The 21,571-nt window shown below is 46.7% G+C and carries 16 protein-coding genes; 7 read left to right on the top strand and 9 right to left on the bottom strand.

Annotation, left to right across the window (positions count from 1 at the left end):
* Positions 1-71 precede the first annotated feature (71 nt).
* Both V7S65_RS20870 and V7S65_RS20865 read left to right on the top strand, forming a co-directional pair.
* Positions 72-557: a sigma factor-like helix-turn-helix DNA-binding protein gene (locus V7S65_RS20870; protein WP_336387743.1), complete on the top strand. Its 486-nt coding sequence runs from the start codon at positions 72-74 to the stop codon at positions 555-557.
* Positions 547-918, top strand: a complete 372-nt coding sequence (locus tag V7S65_RS20865; protein WP_336387744.1) for a hypothetical protein — start codon at positions 547-549, stop codon at positions 916-918. The genes V7S65_RS20870 and V7S65_RS20865 overlap by 11 nt, the downstream gene beginning before the upstream one ends.
* A gap of 80 nt (positions 919-998) precedes the next feature.
* On the opposite strand, the gene V7S65_RS20860 is transcribed toward V7S65_RS20865, so the two are convergent.
* Positions 999-2,846, bottom strand: a complete 1,848-nt coding sequence (locus tag V7S65_RS20860) for an ABC transporter ATP-binding protein (RefSeq protein WP_227024436.1) — start codon at positions 2,844-2,846, stop codon at positions 999-1,001.
* A gap of 338 nt (positions 2,847-3,184) precedes the next feature.
* Here V7S65_RS20860 and V7S65_RS20855 point away from each other — a divergent pair, with 338 nt between their 5' ends.
* On the top strand, positions 3,185-4,402 hold the full coding sequence (locus V7S65_RS20855; protein ID WP_336387745.1) for a glycosyltransferase family 87 protein: 1,218 nt from the start codon (positions 3,185-3,187) through the stop codon (positions 4,400-4,402).
* 63 nt (positions 4,403-4,465) lie between these two features.
* Positions 4,466-6,754, top strand: coding sequence for a GH92 family glycosyl hydrolase (locus V7S65_RS20850; RefSeq protein WP_336387746.1), 2,289 nt, complete (start codon positions 4,466-4,468; stop codon positions 6,752-6,754).
* Between the two features lie 81 nt (positions 6,755-6,835).
* Here V7S65_RS20850 and V7S65_RS20845 read toward each other — a convergent pair whose 3' ends face one another.
* From V7S65_RS20845 to V7S65_RS20835, 3 genes are all read right to left on the bottom strand, one after another.
* Positions 6,836-7,924, bottom strand: a complete 1,089-nt coding sequence (locus V7S65_RS20845; RefSeq protein WP_336387747.1) for a family 10 glycosylhydrolase — start codon at positions 7,922-7,924, stop codon at positions 6,836-6,838.
* A gap of 5 nt (positions 7,925-7,929) precedes the next feature.
* Positions 7,930-9,030 (bottom strand): carbohydrate-binding family 9-like protein, encoded by a 1,101-nt coding sequence (locus V7S65_RS20840; RefSeq protein ID WP_336387748.1) that lies wholly within the window; start codon positions 9,028-9,030, stop codon positions 7,930-7,932.
* Between the two features lie 142 nt (positions 9,031-9,172).
* Positions 9,173-11,224: a M13 family metallopeptidase gene (locus V7S65_RS20835; protein ID WP_336387749.1), complete on the bottom strand. Its 2,052-nt coding sequence runs from the start codon at positions 11,222-11,224 to the stop codon at positions 9,173-9,175.
* Positions 11,225-11,286: 62 nt separating this feature from the next.
* Here V7S65_RS20835 and V7S65_RS20830 point away from each other — a divergent pair, with 62 nt between their 5' ends.
* From V7S65_RS20830 to V7S65_RS20820, 3 genes are all read left to right on the top strand, one after another.
* Positions 11,287-12,546, top strand: coding sequence for a DUF5009 domain-containing protein (locus V7S65_RS20830; RefSeq protein WP_339546307.1), 1,260 nt, complete (start codon positions 11,287-11,289; stop codon positions 12,544-12,546).
* A 155-nt stretch (positions 12,547-12,701) separates the two neighbouring features.
* Positions 12,702-12,959, top strand: coding sequence for a hypothetical protein (locus V7S65_RS20825; protein ID WP_336387751.1), 258 nt, complete (start codon positions 12,702-12,704; stop codon positions 12,957-12,959).
* A gap of 7 nt (positions 12,960-12,966) precedes the next feature.
* Positions 12,967-13,218 (top strand): hypothetical protein, encoded by a 252-nt coding sequence (locus tag V7S65_RS20820; protein WP_111577108.1) that lies wholly within the window; start codon positions 12,967-12,969, stop codon positions 13,216-13,218.
* Between the two features lies 1 nt (position 13,219).
* Here V7S65_RS20820 and V7S65_RS20815 read toward each other — a convergent pair whose 3' ends face one another.
* The 5 genes from V7S65_RS20815 to V7S65_RS20795 all read right to left on the bottom strand — a co-directional run bounded on the left by V7S65_RS20815 (position 13,220) and on the right by V7S65_RS20795 (position 21,199).
* On the bottom strand, positions 13,220-15,112 hold the full coding sequence (locus V7S65_RS20815; protein ID WP_336387752.1) for a monovalent cation:proton antiporter-2 (CPA2) family protein: 1,893 nt from the start codon (positions 15,110-15,112) through the stop codon (positions 13,220-13,222).
* 1 nt (position 15,113) lies between these two features.
* A complete protein-coding gene (locus V7S65_RS20810; protein ID WP_111577106.1) occupies positions 15,114-15,719 on the bottom strand; it encodes an NAD(P)H-dependent oxidoreductase in 606 nt (201 codons plus the stop codon).
* A 73-nt stretch (positions 15,720-15,792) separates the two neighbouring features.
* Positions 15,793-17,643, bottom strand: coding sequence for a chloride channel protein (locus V7S65_RS20805; protein ID WP_336387753.1), 1,851 nt, complete (start codon positions 17,641-17,643; stop codon positions 15,793-15,795).
* Positions 17,644-17,659: 16 nt separating this feature from the next.
* Positions 17,660-18,580, bottom strand: coding sequence for a transglutaminase-like domain-containing protein (locus tag V7S65_RS20800; protein WP_227024435.1), 921 nt, complete (start codon positions 18,578-18,580; stop codon positions 17,660-17,662).
* A gap of 21 nt (positions 18,581-18,601) precedes the next feature.
* Positions 18,602-21,199: a hypothetical protein gene (locus V7S65_RS20795; protein WP_133256125.1), complete on the bottom strand. Its 2,598-nt coding sequence runs from the start codon at positions 21,197-21,199 to the stop codon at positions 18,602-18,604.
* Positions 21,200-21,571 lie beyond the last annotated feature (372 nt).

The raw sequence follows: 21,571 nt of genomic DNA, 5'->3' as shown, positions 1-21,571 counted from the left end.
CTCAATTTAACAATTAAAATTAAAGATTCCCCCCTTTGCTAATCCCCCCTTTTCTCCCTATTTTTACCATAATGTCCACGCACCGTCCAAAACAATCTCACCTCCAACTGAAGTCATTATTTGACCTGCTATACCTGCGCCTTTGCCGATTTGCCGACCTTTTGATCGCGGATTCCGCTATGGCAGAGGATATCGTTCAAAAAGTGTTCATAAATTACGAGTGTGAAGATGATGATTTCCCGGCCATCAAAATGTTCCTGTATAAAGAGGTGTTAAACGCTTGCCAGGAGCATAAAGCAACTGTAAAAACTGCTTTTCTCAGGGCGGAGGTAGGTGGGGAAATAAACCGGGCTATCGCCGCACTGCCGGAGGGATGCGGTAAAGTTTTCAAGCTTAGCTATGTGGAAGAACTGAAAAATGAAGAGATTGCTGCAGAGATGTCGATGCCGGTGAGTTGGGTGAAAACGCAGAAAGCAAGGGCACAGGAGTTATTGCACTGGCGACTGAAACCGGAAACTTTTCTCGTATTAAACTTCTTCCTATCCATTGCGGAGTAATCTGGAATCATATTACCACCGGTCCCGGCTAATAGTAAAGTATTGGGAAAACACGCTTTCAGAAGAAGAAAGCGAAGAGCTGGAGGCATGGATAGATGCCAGTGAGGAGAACCGTTTGTTGTTTGCGGAGTTGAGCAAGGAAGTTACTTTGAAGGAAGAGTTGAAACAGATGGGTAAGTATCATCCGCAGCAGGCATGGAAAAAAGTGGAAGCAGGAAGAAAGGAAAAGAGACAGGTACCGTGGGCAGGAGTTATTGCTACGCTGATTATGTTGCTGCTGGCCATTACGCTGAAATGGTGTTATCTCCGGGAGGCGCCGCCTGCGGATAAAAAAATAGACAATAGGGGTATCAGCCGTTGAGCTGCGTCCTGTAGGGAAAGAGGGATTTCCTCTTCTTTCCGCCATAGGTTTTTATGAAGCGTCTCCTTCCGGGAGGCGCTTTATTTGTATCCGGCGGCCTGCAGTTCAAACAATTCGGCGTAGCGTCCTTTTCGGGCCAGCAGTTCTTCATGGCTCCCGATTTCAACCAGCGTGCCCCGTTCCAGCACCAGGATGCGGTTGGCCATGCGTACCGTGGAAAACCGGTGGGATATTAATACGGCGGTTTTATCACGGGTAAGATCGGCGAAGCGGAGAAATACGTTGTATTCTGCACGGGCGTCGAGGGCGGAGGTGGGCTCGTCCAGTATGAGGAGTTGGGCGTCTTTCATATAGGCCCGTGCCAATGCTATCTTCTGCCATTCGCCACCGGAGAGTTCTATGCCCTGGTTAAAGCGGCGCCCCAGCATCTGTTCGTAGCCGAGTGGCATCTTTTCTATAAGCGGGGAAGCGAGACTTTGCCTGGCCGCATCCTCAATCATGGGGAGGTTGTTGCTTTGAGCGATGTTCCCCACAGCGATGTTCTGGGAAACGGTCATCTGGTAGCGTTGGTAGTCCTGGAATATAACGCCTACCTGCGTACGTAATTCTTTGAGATCGTATTCGCGGAGATCTATGCCATCCAGCAGGATGCGCCCTTCTACCGGATCGTAGAGGCGGGACAGTAGTTTCACCAGGGTGGTTTTGCCGGCGCCGTTCTCCCCTACCAGCGCTAATTTCTCGCCGGGATGAAGGGTGAAGTTGAGGTGCCGGATAGCCCATTTGTCGGAGTTGATATATTTAAAGCCTACATCTTCAAAAGTAAATCCCTGTTGAATAGGACGAGGAAACGCCCGGGGATGAAGCACAGGAACCATTTTAGGTTGTATCTCAAAATATTCAAACAGGTCGCGCAGGTAAAGGGCGCCCTGCGTAACACTGGAAAACCGGATAAGGATACCCTGGAACGTGGTACGTAACTGCCTGAAAGACCCCGCCAGGAAAGCCAGGTCGCCGATGCTGAGATGACCCCGGATCGTTTGCAGGATGATGATCACATAGGCGGCATAATATCCGGCTGCACCTACTATTGCGAAAATGGTTCCCCAGATGGAATCCCTGATCTGCAATACTTTTTTATCGGTATAAAATTTATTGGAGATGAATTTAAAGCGGTTGATCAGGAAATTGGAAAGATCAAACACCTTTACTTCTTTGGCAGTTTCGTCGCTGGCGCCGAGATAGCGTATATAATCCAGCTCACGCCGGTCGGAAGTTTGGCCCCAGGCCAGTTTATAATACAGGTCGTTGAAGTGCGATTCATTCAGGAAGGCCGGGATTACGGCCAGCAACAATAATAATATCAGCCAGGGGTTGAAGAATACCAGTCCCGCCGCCAGGAAAACGATCGTGATGATGTCCTGCACCTGGCTCAGTACCTGCGCCAGTAGCACGGTTCTGCCGGAGGTTTGCTGCCGGGCGCGTTCCAGCTTATCATAAAATTCGGCGTCTTCAAATTGGTCGAGGTCCAGTTTGGCGGCATGTTCCATGATTTTCACGGAGGTATGGTTGGCGAAGAGGTCGCCCAAAAGGCCATCCAGCAGTGAAATAGCGCGACTAAGCGCATCGGATAGTATGGCCAGCCCAAATTCCAGCGCCACCAGTTGCCACAGCCAGGTGGTGGAGTGCCCCGGATCTTTGGTGAGATGCACCACCTGGTCGATGATCAGCTTGCCCACATATAACAACGATAACGGCATGGCCGATTGCGCCACCCTGAGAACAGTATTTCCTATAGCGAGCCCCGGACTGGTTTGCCATACCATCCTGAAAAATGCCGGTAAGTTACGAAGGGCGGCCAGCCGCTCTTTGAAGGTTAATTTTTCATCTTTCCCCGGGCGTTTTTTCCGGGGAGTTGCCATTGCACTCATAGAAGTAATTTACGAAAATTGCTTCTCCAAACATAAGCGCATTATCTAAAAGGATTTGTTTTAAATTTGGGTTCATGTGAATAAACCAGGATGCTATGTTATTATTGATCGTTTCCTTATTGATAGTTTGTTGTGTGATTATTGCCGGCGTTGTATACGCTGTAAATGAACAATCTAAACAATGGGCGGCTTCAGAGAATTAGTACTGCGCTTTAGTTGCAGTAACATTTCTTTATAAATCCGGATATCCAGGCCGAATAAATAAAAACTACAATAGAGGGATAGCCCCTCCAGGTGCGTTATACCTGCGTACTATAGCTTTTATTTAATTAGCAATTATGGATATGCGTGAAAAAAGGAATGTGCTGACTTACCTGGCAGAAAAGGAATGGCTGATCATGAGTTTATGGTTTGGCTTGTCCTTTATCGGGGCCTTCATGGAGGTTTCCCGGAATAATTTCAATAACTATCGCATATTCAGAGACGTATTCTTTCACGTCATTCACCAGCAGCCTTTATATATCCCCTACCCGGCCGATTATTACGATGTAAATCTTTATGGCCCGGTATTCAGCATCGTGATAGCTCCTTTTGCCGGTTTGGAGATTCACCTGGGAGCCATGTTGTGGTCGCTCACCGGTTCGGCTGTTTTATTTTATGCCATCCGGCAGTTGCCGCTTTTACGCCTGCAACAGAATATTATCCTGCTGTTGTGTTCAATGGAGCTGATGGGCGCCAGCAGCTGGTTCCAGATGAACCAGTTCATCGGCGCTTTCGTTATCCTCACCTTTACCAATACTATTAAGGGAAAAGAACATAGGGCCGCTTTCTTTATTGTGTTGGGAACGCTTACAAAGTTTTATGGCATCGTAGGACTCGCATTTTTCTTTTTCAGTCCCAATCCCAGGCGGTTTATCGGGTACCTGTTTTTATGGGGTGCAGTGATGTTTGCATTGCCCATGGTGATATCTTCTCCTCAATATATTATTCAATGTTACTTTGATTGGTATGCCGCACTGGTACACAAAAACGAACTGAATGAAGGCGCGAATACCCTGTTCCAGGATATATCTGCCGGAGGCTTTATAAAAAGGGTATTTCATTTGCCGGGCATGAGTAATAACGTAGTGCTCATTCCTGCGGTAGTACTCTTCTTTTTACAATATACCCGGTTAAAAGATCGCTATAACTCCCGTTATCGCTTCTATATTCTCTGCTCTACACTGATATTCCCGGTGCTTTTCAGCACCAGCTCTGAGTCGCCCACCTACATCATCGCTATACCGGCGGTGTGTATCTGGTATGTATTGCAGCCATCCACAAGACAGAATAACATATTTATGTTTTTTGTCATTTTCCTGATCAGCTTTTCCCATTCGGATATTCTTACTCCCTGGGTAAGGAAAAATATATCGATGCCCTATGCCGTGAAAGCCTTGCCCTGCCTGGTATTATGGCTGGTGATCATTTATCAGATCTACACCCGGAAATATTTATTGAAAAAAGATGTTTCCCCCGCGCCAGTCACGGACCTGGAGGCCGCTCCTGTATTGTGAAAAAATTAACTGAAAAAGTAATAATCCGGGCGTAAATTGCCGGATTATTAAAGGTTTTTGATTATGAACACGGGAATCAAGATAGGTAGTGCATTTGCGTTATCTGCGATGCTGTTTCACGGCATTCAAACAAGTGCACAGAAGAAGTCAGCACCATTGCCAGGCTTTGTTGAAAGTAAATCAGTTGCTTCAGTAGATCCTTATATCGGCTCCGGCGGCCACGGTCACGTATTTGTTGGTGCCAGCGTTCCTTATGGCGCAGTACAAACAGGACCTACCAATATTGTAAAAGGTTGGGATTGGTGCTCCGGGTATCATTATTCAGACAGCGTATTAATAGGCTTCTCGCAGATGCACCTCAGCGGAACCGGTATCGGCGACCTGGGCGATGTACTCATTATGCCCTACACCGGTAAAGTGAGAACCAATCGAGGCACACAGGAAGATCCCACCTCCGGATATGGCTCCCACTATTCTCATAACCGCGAAACCGCGCGTCCCGGCTACTACGCCGTTCAGCTGGATGACTACAACATCAAAGCAGAATTAACCGCTTCAGAAAGAGTGGCTTTTCATAAGTACACCTTCCCGAAAAATCAACCTGCCAATATCATCATCGACCTGAAAGAAGGTATCGGCTGGGATGCACCGGTAGAAACATTCATCCGCCAGGTAGATGAATATACGCTAGAAGGATACCGCTACTCCAAAGGATGGGCGGTGGACCAACGCCTCTGGTTTGCCATTAAATCAAATGTGCCGGTGAAACAATTCCAGGTATTTGATGGAGATAATAAACAAACCGGTAAAGAAGTAAAATCGAAAGAAGCCAAAGGCGTTATCGTATTCGATAAATCGCCTGGACAGGTAATGCTGAAAGTAGGCATCTCCCCTGTAAGCAGCGAAAACGCACTGGCTAATATTAAGGCGGAAATACCAGGATGGGACTTTATCAAAACCATTAACAGCGCCAATGCTAAATGGGACAAGGAACTGGCCAAAGTAAGCATTGAAACAAAAGACGAGGCCGCACGCCGCGTATTTTATACTGCCATGTATCACACCATGATTGATCCGGCTTTGTTCAACGATCATGATGGCAGCTACCGTGGCACCGATAAAAAAGTATATGCTAACCCAGGCTTCGATAATTACTCCGTATTTTCTCTCTGGGATATCTATCGCTCCTGCGCTCCACTCGCTACCATCCTGCATCCTGAAAAGGTGAACAGCTTCGTGAACTCGATGCTCACCATCCACAAACAACAGGGCAAATTGCCGGTATGGCCGCTGATGGGTAATGAAACCAACTGTATGGTGGGCTATCACGCAGTACCTCCTATTGTGGATGCTTACCTGAAAGGATTTAAAGGGTTCAACGCAGAAGAAGCTTTTGAAGCCATGAAAGTTACCGCCAATCGCGACGACCTGGGCCTGAAATATGTAAAAGAATTAGGCTACATCCCGGCAGACAAAGAATATGAATCCGTTTCCAAAGCAATGGAATACGCCATCGACGACTGGTGTATTGCAGCCATGGCAAAGAAGTTAGGCAAAACAGCCGATTTTGAATACTACAAAAAACGCGCGGCTTACTACCGCAATTATTTCGATAGCACCATCCGCTTCGTACGCCCGCGTATGAGCGATGGCAGCTTCAAAACACCTTACGATCCGTTTAACTCCGTTCATGAAAAAGGCGACTTCACCGAAGGCAACGGCTGGCAATACACTTGGCTGGTGCCACAGGACGTGGAAGGACTGATCCAACTCATGGGCGGCGACGATGCCTTCACCAGTAAACTCGACAGCCTCTTTACCGCTAAAGGCGATATGGGCGCAGAAGCATCTAACGATATCTCCGGTCTTATAGGCATGTATGCGCATGGTAATGAGCCAAGTCACCACGTTACCTATATGTACGCTTTCTCCGGTTACCAATGGAAAACCGCTGAAAAAGTAAGACAGGTAATGAAAGAATTTTACTTCGATCAGCCGGAAGGACTTGCGGGTAATGAAGATTGCGGCGCAATGTCGTCCTGGTATGTATTCTCATCGCTGGGCTTCTATCCTGAAAACTCCGCCAGCGGCGTATATGTATTAGGCAGCCCGCTGTTCGACAAAGCATCTATTAAAGTAGGCGCCAATAAAACTTTCACAGTACAGGCGATCGATAATAGTGCAGAGAATATCTATATCCAAAGCGTTACTCTTAATGGTAAACCATATACGAAAAGCTTTATCACCCACCAGGATGTGGTGGCCGGTGGAACGCTGGTAGTTAAAATGGGGAACAAACCAAACCTCAGCTTTGGTAAAGCCGTAGCAGACAGACCATCGAATGCCCTTTAATTTCAAGGTACTGGTATAAAATTTTCGGGGAGATGAAAGCATATTTATTGCTTTCATCTCCCCGAAATATTTACCATTGTTTTAAGCATTTTCACCCAGCACCCGCAATACCTCCGGTGTTACTTCTCCAAAGATAGAAACGCCTGCCGCTCCATTCTGGATGGCCAGTTTCACGGCTTCGCCGAGGTCGTTGTAGTTGCCGTGGAAGTCAGGAAGATACAGCCCTGCATACAACGGGAATGCGCCATGCAGCCCCTTCACCCCTTCTGCCACCGCATCGCCTATCCAGCTCACATTTTCCCTGTAAAAGCCATGATAGATCATCGGGCAAATGGCGTTCAACGGCCAGTTGGTCCAGTCCTGCCGTACGATACGTTTGGCAATTTCAGGAGTAGGAAACACTGCTGCGGAAATTGGTTTCTTATGTTGCTGGGCTACCTGCGCCAGGTTGCTCACTACGTTGGTGATGCGGTCGTAGCGGAACTTGCGCCAGGAAGGGCTTTGGTCGGGGTGTTCTATCTGTAACGGATCTACGCCATGTTTTTCTTTATAGGCATTGCGGCATTGTTCGCAATAACAGAAATCATACTCCGGTAATTCTTTCGACTGATCAATACCATAATTGCTCCAGAGATTTACGGGCAATATCACATCGCAGTAGCGAACATAATCGAGATGAATGCCATCCACATAATCCAGTGAGAGGATTTTTTCCACCTGGTCTTTCAGATAATTCACTACCTCCGGTTTACTGGGACACAGCCAGCGGTAGTAATCTACATAAGGAGGGTGATTCGCGCAGGACTCACCTTTCCGGTTTTGCGCATACCATTCCGGGTGACTGGCCAGCAATTCTTTTTCTCCGCGGTTCATTGTCCACATCCAGCGATGCGCTTTGATACCATTGGCTTTGGCGGTTTTAAAATGTAGTTCGCTATCTGCCTCAAACATGATATCAGTGATCCCTGCTCTTCTGTAAGCAGCATATCTTGCTTTTAAAATGGCAGCAGTATCTTTATGATCAGGATTGATCCAAACCCGGTGTTGCACGGCGTTCTTTTCCAGCGTGGGTACTGTTTCCTTTACAACAGCGGCGCTGGCTGGCAGCGAAGGTTTTACCAATGCCAATCCACCGATACCCAATGATTTTATAAAAAGACGTTTATCCATAGCTGTTATTTTCTGTTACTATACACTTTACCTTCCTGGTTGATATTTACGGAACCAGGGAAATTACTACCGGAAACACTGGCATTGTATTGTGATGAAATGCTTTCCATTGACAGCGTATATACTTCTTTATTAGTACCGGTTTGTTTTTCAGGGATCTTCAGCTCTTTTAAACTTTTGGCATACCGCCCATTGGCTTGCCTGTATTGCAGTTGGGCGCTGTAGATTTGCCAGAGGTATTGTTTGGCTTCCTCCGCCGGAGGTAACTGGAAAGTAGTATTGGCTTTACTGGTAAACAACAGGTATCCCCACCGTTCAGGCGCATGCATATTCACAATTCCTTGTGGCGACCAAACCCAGTTATGCTCTGGCCGTTGTTGTTTTACGTACTTGCCGTTTTTAATGTCTGTGTCCCACTCTACCCGTGAGAAATTGATCCGCCAGAGGCTATTCTCCACCGGCCGTTGATTTTTATTGAAGAAGCTAAGGGCACTGAAAGGCACGGCCATCTCCACCGTCCACTCCTTATCGGTGTCTGAAGGGTTATTAATCGTACCATCAATATGTATAGCAGTGATAATGCCTTTGGTGTCCCAGTTGATCAAAGCCTCTCCCATATTGCGGTACGGCTTACCCATAAACAGGTCCATCACCGTATTTAAAGCATTGATTTCTATTTCGTAGTATTGGTGGGTGTCTCCATCGGGGTCTATAAATACTTCAAAATCATTATCCTGGAAAATAATAGCATCGTGGTCTACCAGCGTTCCCCATATATGAGGCTCCTGCAGTGTAGCTGCGATGTAAAGGTATTGCTGGTCCCACATCATCTTCACCCGGGTACGCAGTGGTGGTGCGGGTTTGGCGTCGCCTTCAATATCTTTAAAATCGGCTGTCCAGGTAGCTTGCTGCCACCCGGCTTCGTCGAGTTTACCATCAATCACCACTTTGCCTTTAGTTTCCTTACACACGTAGTGGAGGGGAGTTTCCTTTGCCGGTTTATACAACTCAAGGCCAGTTTGCGCGAAGGTTGGCTTACCCAGCATTAAACTGACTACACTGATTACACCGATAATTTTCTTTATGTTGGCAGGATCTCTTCTCATTTATTTTTTCGTTGACAATTCTTTTAATTCCAGGCTGGAAGCCCCAAATATACATCAAGATAATTTTTTGCCTGCGATAAAAACATAAGAAAAGCCGGGCGTGAGGCCCGGCTTAACAATAAGTGTCATAAACAAATGTACATTACCAGATGCGCACCCGCGTGCTATCCGGCCGGTACATACCATCTCCCGGTTTCACGCCGTATACTTCATAAAACGCGTCCACATCGCTGAAAGGTCCGTTCACCCTGAATTTAGCGGGGGAATGTACATCAGTGAGCACCTGCCTGGCCAGTGATTCTTTTTTGGTATGTCCGAGCCAACCAAGGGAGTAACCCATGAAATAACGCTGTGATGGGGTGTATCCGGCGATCTTTTCGTTCTTCTTATATTGATCTGTTTTTTTGAAAGCTTCCCATCCGAGAAGGATACCGCCGAGATCCGCGATATTTTCACCAAGTGTAGCTTTACCGTTGATGCGTAAAGTATCCACTACTACATAGTTGTTGAACTGCTTCACCATTACGGCCGCGCGCTCGTTGAATTTCTTTTCGTCGTCTTTGGTCCACCAGCTTTTCAGGTTACCGGCAGCGTCAAACTGACGGCCTTCATCATCAAACCCGTGCGTAATTTCATGGCCAATGGTGGAGGCGCCGGCGTAGCCGTATACAATGGCATCGTCCAGTTCTTCGTCGCGCTTACCTGGAACGGTGAAGATACCGGCGGGTAGCACAATTTCGTTGTTGCTGGGGTTGTAGTAAGCGTTGTACGTTTGCGGAGTCATATCCCATTCGTTACGATCGACCGGTTTACCCAGTTTGTTGATCTGGTAATTTTGCCACCACTGGTGAGCCGCTTCGATATTCTGATGGTACGACTGTTCCTTGATATCCATCGCGGTAAAGTCTTTCCACTTATCAGGATAGCCTACTTTTTTAGTGATTTTGGAGAGTTTGTACAATGCTTTTTGCTTGGTGCTGTCGCTCATCCAATCGAGGTGTTCAATGCGTATTTTTAGTTCAGTACGTATTTCCTCTACGAGGTTTTCATATCTTTTTTTAGCGGTAGTATTAAAGAACTCTTTTACAAACAGCTGGCCCAGGGCCTCTCCCATTGCGCTTTCCTCGGCATCCAGCACTCTTTTCCAGCGCGGTTTCTGCTTGTCCTGTCCTTTGAGCAGGGTGCCATAAAACGCGAAGTCGGTGTTGGCGATGGTATCGCTGAGATGTTGAGAGGCGGAGTTGATCAGGTTCCACTTGAGGTAGTCTTTCCAGGTTTGGAGTGGTTGCGATTTAACGGCGTTGCTGAGGTTGGAATAAAACTCCGGCTGACCAACAATAATGGTATCGGCAAATTTGTTGATACCCTGTTGTTTGATGAACTCATTCCAGTCGATATTCCCGGCAATTTTATTTAGCTGGGTTACGGCCATTTTATGATAGTTGGCTTCCGGATCGCGGAGTGCTTCCAGCTTGCGGCTGTTTTTAGCGAGGCTTGTTTCCAGTTGTACGATGCCTGCAGCGGCTTTTTTAGCGGCGGTGCTGTCGTAGCCAACAAATTGAAGCATTTTGGCAACGTGGCCGGGATATGCGTTCCGGATGTTGGTGGTACGCGCATCGGTGTTGAAGTAGTAGTCGCGGTTAGGAAGTCCTAAGCCGCCCTGCGCCAGCTGCACAGCAATAACGTCGCTGTTTTTGGCATCCTGCGCGATGTACAGGCTGCAGAATGCGCCGGTGGTGATGTTCAGTTTGGAGGCCACCTGTACCAGTTGCGGAATGGTGGTAATGGCATCAATCGCTTTCAGGTCTGCTTCGATGGGCTTTATACCATCCTGGTTGATGCGCACAGAATCCATTCCGCTGGTCCAGAAGGCGGCAATTTTTTTTGAGATAGGATCGGTCGGATTTTCTACTGCCTTTTCGTTGATGATACGCAGGCGTTTGTACAGTTCTTCCTGTACCAGGTTGCCGATACCCCATGAACTATATTCTGCTGGAATAGGGTTGCGTTTTATCCAGCCGCCGTTGGCATAATCAAAAAAATCTTGTGTGGGATTTACGGTGCTGTCTACATTAGCGGCTACTGCGTCGGGGGTGGAAGAAGCGTTGGCATCGGGTTGTTTCTGCCCCTGGTTACATGCAGTGAAACAGGTAATGGCAGCCAAACCGGTTCCGGTGAGGATAGATTTTATCATAAGCTGTTGAGATTTTGTTACCGGAAGAAAGGTAATTATTTTTTATCACCCTGATTATTAAAATGGGCTTAACGGCAGCAGAAGAATATAAAGTAAATAATGTATTTTGGTACAAAGTCATTTCCTTACCTGCAACGCTTATGATCAACAATTTAAAGACTGGCCGCATTTTATCTATCGATGCTTTCCGCGGGATTACTATTCTTGTCATGATTTTCGTTAACAGTGTGGCGGGTGTGAGCGGTATCCCTTCGTGGCTGCAGCATGCGCATGGTAATGAAGACAGGATGACATTTGTAGATGTTGTGTTCCCTGCTTTCCTGTTTATAGTGGGGATGTCGGTGCCTTTCGCCATCAATAGCCGGCTGGCAAAAGGAGATACTTTCTGGCAGTTGCAGCGGCATATTGCCTGGCGCACATTAGGTTTGTGGGTGTTGGGTATTTTTATGGTAAATGCCGAAAAGGTGAATGCCGCTGCTACCGGGATGAGTGGCGCCGCATGGTCGCTTTTATTTTACGTATCCGCCATATTGGTATGGAATGTTTATAAGTTCAAAAACGCATGGCTTTCGTGGTGTTTCAAGGGAGTGGGCATGATAGGGTTGATTATACTGGCATTGATTTTCCGTGGTGGTGAAGATGGAACGGAGCGGTTAACGCCGGATTGGTGGGGCATCCTGGGACTCATAGGCTGGGCATACCTGTATGCATGTATTATTTACCAGGTATTTAAAGGGGTGGCTGGCGCTATTATGCTGATGATCGCCGTGTGTATCGGGTATTATATTTTATGCAAGCAGCCATTCATGGGAGAATGGAGCTGGCTTACTTCACAGGCAGGCCACGCGGCGCATACGGCTATTGTTTTGTCGGGTATGTTGCTGACGTTATTTTATTTTGATGAAGACCTCGGTCTGAAAGGGAGTAAGCTGGTGTCGCGTGTAACGGGGTACTTTGCTTTACTATTGATTGCCGGCATGCTGTTAAGACCTGCCTATAAACTATCCAAGATCCAGGCTACACCCAGCTGGTGCCTGTATAGCAGCGCGATATGCGTGGCCATATTTTCTTTGTTATATTTTCTGATAGATGTAAAACAGGTCAGTAAGTGGACGGCTTTCTTCCGGCCTGCCGGTTCCAATCCTTTGCTTACCTATATACTACCGGATATTGTTTTTTATGGAATGTTGCTTGCGGGGATCAGCCTGCCGGCTGTATTGGGAGAAGGGCTGCCGGGTATTGCCTGGTGCGCTTTTTTTGCAGTAATCATGCTCTTCCTGGTAAAGGGATTAAACAAGCTGGGAATTCGTTTGCAACTGTAACAATCTTACACATTACTCCGTTATAGCTCTCGTAATGTAGAGAAATATCTACGTGAAATACATCCGTAATGGAGTATAGCGCGTAAATATGTGTGGCATTTCGTTTGTCCCTTTAATTCCTGGAAACAGATTTTTACATCCCAAAAGTTCCCCCCATGAAAAAAATTGCAATTGTATTAGCGTCAGCAGGATTGATTTTAGCTATCTTAGCGCAGTATGCCCTAACCAACGACTGGATGTGGTTCAAAGTGTTCCATGCCCTGGGTTTTATAGGCTACATATTGATCATCAGCGGTCTTGCTTGTTTTTTCCTGTGGTTAATTCATCAGTTTTCCCGTGATGAAAAAAACAGGATCAAACGTTACTATCATCGCCAGCACGATGAAAGCGAAGTAAATACTGCACAACGGTAATAATGATATGTCTGACTTCTTCACACTTAAATTTGAATACAAAGGGCATCCGCACATCCTGGATGTGCAAACCGCTCATCAGCAATTTAAAACGGTTTATAAGGTAGCCATTGAAGAGCATGAAATTACTTTTGAGCCCGATGAAGAAGGCTATGTACGCGCTGTTTCCAGCAAGCCTATGCACGATCATTTAAACCCGGTAGATGTGGGTTTGTTACATCATGTGGCGGAACTTATTATCCAGCATATTCAGCAGTAAATTATTCCTCATCAATTTTTTCTCCCCGGATCTCATCACGCAATGATTCAGGATCCCACCCCTGTCCTTCATCCAGCCATGTTTTTACACGGTCGGATGAAATGAGCTTTTCCATTTCGTCAATACGTTCCTTCATGGAACTGATATATTGCTTTTTATCGTCGCGCAGTGCAGATAAGCCTTTCAGGGTACGTTCGTCCTGGCGGAAAAACGTCCGTGCGGCACGTTCGCTCCGGTAAGCCCTTCCACCCAGCATGCGCAGGGCATCCACGCCAAGACGCAGGGAAGTGTCTACCGTTTCGCGGTAAATATGCAGTACGCCGAGGTCCATCAGTTCAAAAGTATCTTCATTATTTTCTGCCCTTACCAGTAGTTGCAGATGTGGAAAATACCGCTGGGCCATTCTCACTATCTCCAGCGTTTGTTCCGCATGATCGGTAGCAATGATCAGCATTTTGGCGTCCTTAGCGCCTGCGGCAACGAGCAGGTCGTAACGGGATGCATCTCCATAATATACTTTAATACCCAGGTTGTGCAGTGCATCTACCCGGTCGGAATCCAGGTCCAACACCGTAGCATGAATGCCATTGGCCCGCAGGAAACGCCCGGTCATACTGCCAAAGCGGCCAAAGCCTGCAATGATCACCGGATTCTTTTCAGTGATCTCATCCGCTTCCCTTTCGGCCTTTATTTCCGACCGGGTATAATATGGCTGGATCACTTTTTCATACACCAGCATAATCAGCGGGGTGAGCGCCATACTGATGGCTACTACCGCTGTTATCATGGCGGTCATTTCCTTACTCATCAGCCCTGTTTGGCCAGTGAACGACAGCAACACAAACGCAAACTCACCGATATCCGCGAGGGCAAAGGCAAATAGCAGGTTCTGATCGGTGCTCAGTTTGAAAATCTTTCCCAGCAACAGTAGTACAATACCTTTCAATGCCATAACACCCACCACTAAACCCATGATCAGCCAGGGCTGCTTCATAATCAAACTAAAGTCAATAGACGCTCCAACAGCAATAAAAAACAAACCGAGTAACAATCCCTTAAAAGGTTCAATATCACTTTCCAGCTCATGGCGGTATTCACTGTTAGCGAGTACTACTCCGCCCAAAAATGCGCCCAGCGCGGAACTGAGGCCTACCAGGTTCATCAGCACCGCAATGCCTACCACCATCAGCAAAGCGGTGGCGGTAAATAATTCGCGTACACGGGTACGGGCAATGATACGCATCAGGGGCCGCACCAAGTACCTGCCTGCAATGATGATAATGGCTACGGCTCCCAGCACTACCAGCGTTTGCGCCCAGCCAGGTAAATTATCCCTTAGGGAAGCATTGTGCGAAGCAGCATCTGCTGCGGCATTGCCTGCCAGCAAAGGAAAAATGGCCAGCATGGGGATCACGGCAATATCCTGGAACAGTAACACCGAAAAGGCGCTCTGCCCGGCGGAAGTGCCCATCCATCCTTTTTCATTCAGGGTTTGCAACACAATAGCGGTAGACGACAGTGAGAGGATCATCCCCAGCGCCAGCGATGTATTCACTGGTTGTCCTACGAGGTAGGCAATGCCCGCTATGGCCGCGGCACTCAATATCACCTGCAGCCCTCCCAGCCCGAGTATGGAGGAACGCAGCCGCCACAGCAGCGCCGGTTCCAGCTCTATACCTATGAGGAACAGCATCATTACTACGCCAAATTCCGCGAAATGCATAATATCTTCTCCCTCCCTTCCTATAAAACCCAGTAAAGAAGGACCAATGATAATACCCGCGATCAGGTAGCCTAAAACGGCTCCCAGTCCCATCTTTTTGGCCAGCGGTACAAATACAATGGCCGCAGCCAGGTATACCATCGACTGAAATAGTAAAGAATGTTGATCCATATTATCTGGTTTGAGCGGGTAGTTGAAGTATTTGATTCAGATCTTTCAGGCCAGGCAAAGGAGTAAGATCAAATTTATCGTCGCGGAGGCGCTCCAGCACCTGTTTCAGCCGGGCTGCATCCTCCTGGATATCTGAAGTATCCTGCCGGTGCACGCCGTATATCACATAAGGAGCGGTATAATGCATGTTGCACAATTTGGCGGTTTGCATAAAAGGCAGCAGAAATTCATGCACGGTATGTCCATGATGGCCATCCGGCTCATAGGAATGTGCAGCGCCTCCCGCTGTAATAATATTGCCGAAATATTTTCCCTGTAAGGCTTTGCCGGTATGCCCGTATGCCCAGCCATGTTCCAGCACTAGGTCGAGCCACTGTTTCACAATAGCTGGTGCGCTGTACCAGTAAAAAGGATGCTGCATAAAAATAATATCGTGCTGCTCCAGCAGCTTTTGCTCACGGGCCACATCCACATCCAGATCGGGGTATTGTTCATACAAGTCATTGAAAGTAACCCCCGGGATGTTTTTAACCACCCGCAGCAGCTGGGAATGTACCCTGGATTTCTCCAGGGCAGGATGTGCAAAATTTATCAGAACTCTCGCCATTATCGGATTTTCGTATAAAGAAATTTAGGTATTTTGTTTCAAAAGTAGCCCTTCTGTGTTCACAAATTCCCCGTCAGCCTTCCGAATATTCCTGCAAAAGTAACCGGTATTTATTGAGGATGCTGGATTTGGAGATAAAGCCCACCAGTTGCTTGTCCTGCACCACCGGCAGGTTCCATGCCTGGGCAGCATCAAATTTTTTGATCACCACGTTAATGTTATCTTTTAAATTAACTACTGCCGGCGGGACCTGCATCAGCTTCTTTACGGTAATGGTATCGTACAGTTCGGGATTAAACATAACCGGCCGGATCTCATCCAGCGTAATAATGCCTTCAAACAGTTGCTCGTGGTTTACTACGGCAATAATATTCCGGGTGCCTTCTTTCACCAGTTCTATGATATCCCGCAGGGTAGCGTCAATGGAAATTGTTTGCACATCTGTCTCCAGGAGGTCTTCCATTTTCAGGAGCAGCAGGATGTTTTTGTCATGGGCATGCGTAAATACTTTACCGTCTTTTGCCAGTTCCTTGATTTCCGGTGAGATAGGTGAAAACCATTTTGCCATCAGGAAAGAGATGGTAGAAACAATCATCAGCGGGATGAAAAGATCGTACCCGGAGCTGGATTCGGCAATCAGGAAGATGGCGGTAAGCGGGGCATACATCACGCCGGCCATTACACCAGCCATACCCACAATTACCAGGTTGGTAACCGGGATATCCGTGAATCCCATCTGCTGACAAACCATCGCATAAAAAAATCCCAGGAAGCCGCCTGCAAAGAGGGATGGCGCAAAGTTCCCCCCGTTACCACCGCTTTGTATGGTAACGGATGCAGCCAATGCTTTCAGCAAACACACGCAGCCGGTAAACACCAGTATCATCCAGCTTTGTATGGGAAGATACCGGAAGAAACTGTTTTGGAGAATGGCTTCGCCGTTGCCGGCAGCCAGCGATTTCACACTGGAGTAGCCTTCCCCGAATAAAGGCGGCAGCGCCACGCAGAGGGCGGATACCAGCACACCGCCCAGGATGGCGCGTTGCAACGCTGTCCAGTTGAGCGAGTGAAAGAAATGTTCTATTTTTTGTGAGATGACTACGTAATATCTTGCGTAAAATCCACTGAGTATGCCCAGGGCTATATAATAGGGTACGTTGTGATAGTTAAAAGCAACCCTTGACTCGAAATGAAACAGCGCTTCTTCCTGTAAAATAATTTTAGAAAGTAAACTACCGCAAACGGCCGCCACAATCAGCGGCATGAAATCAGAAAATACCACGCCGGTAAGTAATATCTCAAAAGCAAACATCATCCCGGCAATGGGTGCATTGAATGCTGCCGCTATACCGGCAGTAGCGCCGGCAGCCAGTAACAGCGTGCGTTCTTTATAACCAAGTTTATAGGTACGTGCATAATTGGAACCAAGAGCGGCGCCGGTAACAGCGATAGGACTTTCCAGTCCGGCGGAGCCACCAAGCCCTACGGTGATGGCACTCTGCAATATCTGGGAATACATTTTTACAGGAGGGATCAGGCTGGAGTTCCGGGCTATTTCGTGCAGGATAGCTGGTATGCCTTTCCTCGACTGCCCCTTGAAAAACCAGATGACCATGAGTGTAGTGAGCACAATTCCCAGAAAGGGGAACACTACATAAAAAATAACCTGGGTGCTGAAATGTACTTTATAGGTGATTACATAATGAATATAGTGTACCAGGCTTTTTAAGATGACGCCGGCTAATCCCGCAGAACATCCTACCAGGATACCGGAGAGCAGGAGGAACTGGCTGCGGCTCATTTTACTGTGTAACCAATGTAATATGAGCTCATAGCTTTTGGCACTCTTTAAACTGTATTGTTCGAAATCCTTTTTGAATCGAAAAAAGCTATGGTATTTCCGCAGGCGGTTAAATTGACTCATGCGGCAAATTTAAGGATCAAAGCTCAATCAGGGCATAAACTTTATCATTCATATAAGGTCCGCCAGGGCGGCGGGCCGTGTAGTCCAGGTTAATCCAGTATTCGCCCTTCAGCTCGTGATAATATATTTCTTTCACGGCGGGTTTCGGAAAAAGCGTGATGATAGCCTGTTTCATGATTTCAAACTCCTCTTTGTCGCCGCAATAAAGCTCCGGGTAGGCATGGCCTTTTACCAGTACAATACGGCACCTTGCCCCGATCGATTGCAGACAGGAGGTCATCAGGATAGAGTGATCGTCGCAGTCGCCGCCCAGGCCATTTTGTATGGTTTCCTGTGCGGTGGCAAAGTATTCGTCACGGCGGGAGTCCAGCACATATTTGAACTGGCTGTTGATAAACCGGAACAGGGACAGGAACCGGGTTATTTTTCCGTATTTATAGAAATACTCATCGTAATAATCGAGGGAGTGCTTCACGGAGAAGTTGCGGACCACGGAGTCCTGGAAGTTGATCTTTTCCCGCATGCCGCGCACGGTTTTATCGCGGTAGCTTTCTACCCTTCTCGGGTAAAGACTGAGGATATCCAGCTGCTTGCTGCCTTTGGTGTTGAGGTTTCCCTGCACCATACCTTTATAATCGTTGAGCACATTATAAAAGGTATAGCGGTCACTAAGTTTGTTAATGACCATTACACTGCATACCAGTAAAAAGATGGGAATGATCAGCGGCCTGAAGATCCAGCGGAGCACATAAACGACTATGAAACTAGCCACCACGGCCAATAGCAGATCGATGTGCCAGCCATTTGCCACGAGTGGAGGCGTAAAGCTGTTGATATAGGGTGCCAGCAATAGTAAAGTCAACAGACTCAATGTGTTGAACAATATATTCTGTACTACGGTATATTTGCTTTCGTCTATGGCCATTATGCTACGCAATAAAGCAAAATTATGCCATAATCACCTCGCAAAGTTTGAAACTGCCTGTTTAAAGGAAGTACTTTTCCGGATGAGTTCTATTTGCTGCACCGTATCATTTTTTTGTTTATCCATTTGCAGTTGCTGATAGATCTTGTTCAGCAGTCCGAAATTCATCAGCGCCAATACTTTGAAATCCAGTTTTTGTGCGTTTTCCACGGCTGTTTCTGCTGTACGGATGGCTTTATTGAATTCGTGTTCGTTAAAATATACGCCTGCGTATAGCAGTTTCTGCACAGATTCCAGGTATTTTCCACCAAAATAATCGACAGAATATTTCTTGATCACCTGGTCGGTATGGCGGCAAATCCTCGCAGCAGACGCTGTTTGGCCAAGGCCGAGGTAGGCTTGTGCCTGCCAGCAGAGCAGCATGAGGCGGAGTGAATCTGTTTTACGGTGTTGTAAAGATGGATATGTTTCAAAGATCCGGGTAGTAAAGCTCAGCAAGTGTTCGTTATCTCCCAGCAGGGTGAAAACGATGCCCATATTCCGGAATACGATTTCCTGGGGCTCACTGATGGGCTTCTTGCCACCGCCGGTCCAGTAGCGGAAATAGTTATAGATCTTCTCCCGGATATCTTCGTTTATAATACCAAATTTGAGGAATTCATAGATGAAGAGCTGGATTTCATAAGGTGTTACCCAAAGTTCATCTTCAAATTCATCGGCTGTGTAGATTTTTTTTATGTTGTTGAGTTCTATTTCGCACTGTTCTGCATCGAGTTGCAGCAGGGCCATTGTGAATAATTTGCTTCTGATTTTGAGTTTATCTTCCCGGGCTTCAGCAAGTCCCAGCAAAGCGGTAAGTACTTTGCGTTTCCTGAAATGAATAAATTCGTCACTGATAAAGGGGCCAATAGGGTTTTTCTTGAAGAAGCCCGCCGGGAAGATGGATTTAAGTTCTCCTTGATTGTTGCCGTCGTGCTGGTAATGTAATACCAGGTATTCCAGCAGGTGGGATTTTTCTATGTTGGATAATGGTAAATGCAACATTTTGATGATGCCATCGATCTGCGCGTGGTTGATGGCATAGCGGAGCAGCCATCTGAATACGCCTATACGGTATGGCGACTGTGGCAGGTGTTCGAGTATTGCCATCAGCAGCGGTTCATTTATTTCCTGGCCGTTTTCTTTCAGGTAGTGCATGGCCACAAAATATTCGAGCAGCATGGTGTGGGCAAAGCGCACCTTCACGTTGAACATAATTTCCTGGCTCAGGTTTTCTTCCACTAATATATTATCGGCGAGCAGTTCTTTGTAGGCAGGGAACAGATCGGCGTTTTGAGTGAGCAGTAAATTTTTATCCGCATAGATTCCTGTTCTGCCGAGATCGAGCAGGGTCAGTAATTTTTCGATGATTTTTATTTTGAAAGAATTGCTCTGGGAGTTGAACACGCGGTTCTGGATAAAGCGCGATACAATCTCAAACAGGCTAAGGTGTTCATCTACAAAGGTTTGATCCGGACCGCTGTTAAGCTGACAAAAGAGTTGCAGGTAATAAGGATAACGCAGTTTTTGCAGGAAATTTTCAGAGAACAGTCGTACAGTGGCAGGATCAAACTGGTGGTTATAAAGAATAGACTTCACTTCCTGTTCCGTAAGCCGGGGCATGTTGATATTGGTTTCTTCATCCATTTCAGCGCCCAGGTACCAATAGCGCCGGAAGGCGGGATATTGCTGGGAGTGCTGGAATATTTCGGCCCAGGTGCTGCTCCGGATAGAAAGGATCACTTTTACCCAGGGGTATAAATCGTTGGAATATACGAAGTCTTCCAGTTTGGAATATAGTAAACGGAGTTTTTCGCCAGCTACAGCGATTTCGTCGAAGCCGTCTATTATTAATATAAGGCGTCCGCCTTTTTTATCGAAGTGGCTGGAAAAGTATTCGCGGAAGTTTTCGCCGTTACCGAGGTTCATCTGGTTATCCAGCCAGGATGAAAGGGAGAATCCTTTCAGCAGGAGGCTGCCGGCGGCGTGAGCGTGGATAAACCAGCAAACATCCTGTTTATAGCGGGCTTCTTTACCAAACCAGCAGTATTCCGCGAGATGCACCAATGCCAGTGATTTACCCCATCCGGAGGGCGCTATTAAGGCGGTGGCCGCGTAGTCGCTTTCCAGAAATTTTTCAATGTGGGCGTTACAGAATGGCCTGTGAACGGTGTACGGGAAGGCAATACCAGAGCGGTTCTTGAGGGTAAGCATGGTGTAATGGGAAACGGCATCTGCTTTGTTTTTCAAATCAGACCATTTACTATTATCCAATGCTGCGGCTGAAGTAGACGCATTGGTTGTCCTGGAAGCGGTGTTCAGCTTCCGGTAGTGATGTTGCTGAAAGTCTTCCCAGTCTTTATATTGGCAATATTGCGAAAGCGTATTCAGGGTGTATCTGGAGAAGCTGTGTTGAGCTACAGCGAATCCGAACACCCTTTTAAGCGTAGTTTCGCTTACCAGTTTCGTGGTGTTATCCAATATGGACTGAGAGAGATGTTTGCAATCTCCTGGCAACATGACTTCAACACCAAACCTGCGTAGAACTTCATTCTGCAGGGTAATGATAAAGTCATAGGATAGATCAATCATAGGGGACAATAAATGGATTTTCGAATTGTCGGTACTTGTTTAATTACGTATCGTATTTGCGTTTAGATTTTCGAATTGCTGAATGAACAAAATGAACAGAAAATATTAAACTGAATTATATATATAAAAATAGATAATAATAAATACCTACCTCCTTAGTTGTTATCTGGATATCATATATAAATATGATGACGTACAATATAATATTTTTATATAAATAATATTAATATATTATTTTTTTAAACTTTGAAAGGGATGGAGGGAAGTATAACTTTTTGCTGACGACGCTAATTTTTTTTCTCTATTCCCGTTTTAACGAGGTTACCACGCATTTTCCGGCCTGTTTTTCTCCTAATCCCTCTTTCTGAATGA

It is taken from the genome of Chitinophaga sp. CCNWYY40 (genome assembly GCF_037483205.1).
GTDB classification, from domain to species: Bacteria; Bacteroidota; Bacteroidia; order Chitinophagales; family Chitinophagaceae; genus Chitinophaga; species Chitinophaga ginsengisegetis.
The sequence above is the reverse complement of the archived record's forward strand: the minus strand, read 5'-3'. Positions and strand labels throughout refer to the sequence as shown.